The 1,292-nt window shown below is 38.3% G+C and carries 1 protein-coding gene; it reads left to right on the top strand.

Translation table 11 applies throughout. From position 1 onward, the window contains the following. Positions 1–56 precede the first annotated feature (56 nt). On the top strand, positions 57–1,283 hold the full coding sequence (locus G9H65_RS13225; protein ID WP_166375813.1) for an IS256 family transposase: 1,227 nt from the start codon (positions 57–59) through the stop codon (positions 1,281–1,283). Positions 1,284–1,292: the final 9 nt, after the last annotated feature.

Raw genomic sequence — 1,292 nt, 5'->3', positions numbered from 1 at the left:
GAGTCTGCTTAATAAACTGTGTCAATTACTAACTTAATTAATAATTGACACAATCCATGGAAAAAGAGAAATTTGATTTTGAGGCCTTTGTCAAGCAAGCCGCAGAACAATTAAAGCAAAAAAAGCCTTTCACGGGCAAGGATGGGGTATTCACACCTTTGATCAAAAAAATTCTAGAAGCCGCCCTTGAGGGAGAGCTAGATTCTCATCTTGAACAAACGCGTAAACCCGAAAAGAATCGTAGAAACGGTCGTATCTCGAAGAACGTTCAAAGTAGTTTAGGAGGTTTTGAAATCTTCTCACCACGAGACCGTAATGCCACTTTTGAGCCTCTTACGGTAGAAAAGCGTCAGACCAGTATTAGTAGTGATATCGATAAACAAATTATCAGCTTGTTTGGTATGGGCAATAGCTACTCAGATATACAGAAACATTTGTCTGATATGTATGGAGTAGACATCTCTGATGGCACCTTAACAGCGATTACAAATCGAATCATCCCCGAGATCAAAGAGTGGCAAAATAGGCCTTTAGAGAATGTTTATCCAGTCATCTGGCTGGATGCGATGTATTTTAAAGTCAGGGAAAACGGGATAGTTAAGACCAAAACCATTTACTCCATACTTGCTGTATCTTTAGAGGGTCAAAAGGAAGTGATCGGTATCTATTTTGGTGATAGTGAAAGTTCAGCCTTTTGGCGTCAAATATTGAACGAGCTTCAATCTAGAGGTGTGCATGATATCTGTGTGGCTTGTATTGATAACCTGAAAGGTTTTGGAGATGCTATTGAAGATATGTTTCCCAATACGGAAGTACAGCTTTGTATCGTTCATCAAATGCGCAATAGTTTAAAGTACATGAACTGGAAGGATCAAAGAGCGCTAACTGCCGATTTAAAGAAAATATACCAAGCCAATTCATTAGACCTTGGATTACATTATTTGAATCAAGCAGAAGAAAAATGGGGAGCAAAATACCCCGTAATCTTTCGAAGTTGGCGAAATAACTGGGATAGGCTATCGAATTTTTACAAGTATCCAGCCACACTCAAAAAGATTATCTACACGACCAATCCCATTGAAAGCTTTCATCGGATGATAAGAAAAGTAACCAAAACTAAGGGGGCATTTTCCAATGAGGATGCCATTATCAAACAGATTTACCTAGCTACCATCAATGCTAATACCAAATGGTCAGGAAAAATGTTTGGTTGGAATACGGTTAGAAACGAATTAAATATTTACTTCGCAGATAGATTATTAAACAATGACACAGTTCATTGAGCACTCCCT

This window comes from Aquirufa ecclesiirivi (genome assembly GCF_011250515.1).
GTDB lineage: Bacteria > Bacteroidota > Bacteroidia > Cytophagales > Spirosomataceae > Aquirufa > Aquirufa ecclesiirivi.
The sequence above is the reverse complement of the archived record's forward strand: the minus strand, read 5'-3'. Positions and strand labels throughout refer to the sequence as shown.

Bases quoted from the DNA above. Each gene is read 5' to 3' on its own strand.
- G9H65_RS13225 (WP_166375813.1), top strand. From the start codon at position 57: ATGGAAAAAGAGAAATTTGATTTTGAGGCCTTTGTCAAGCAAGCCGCA.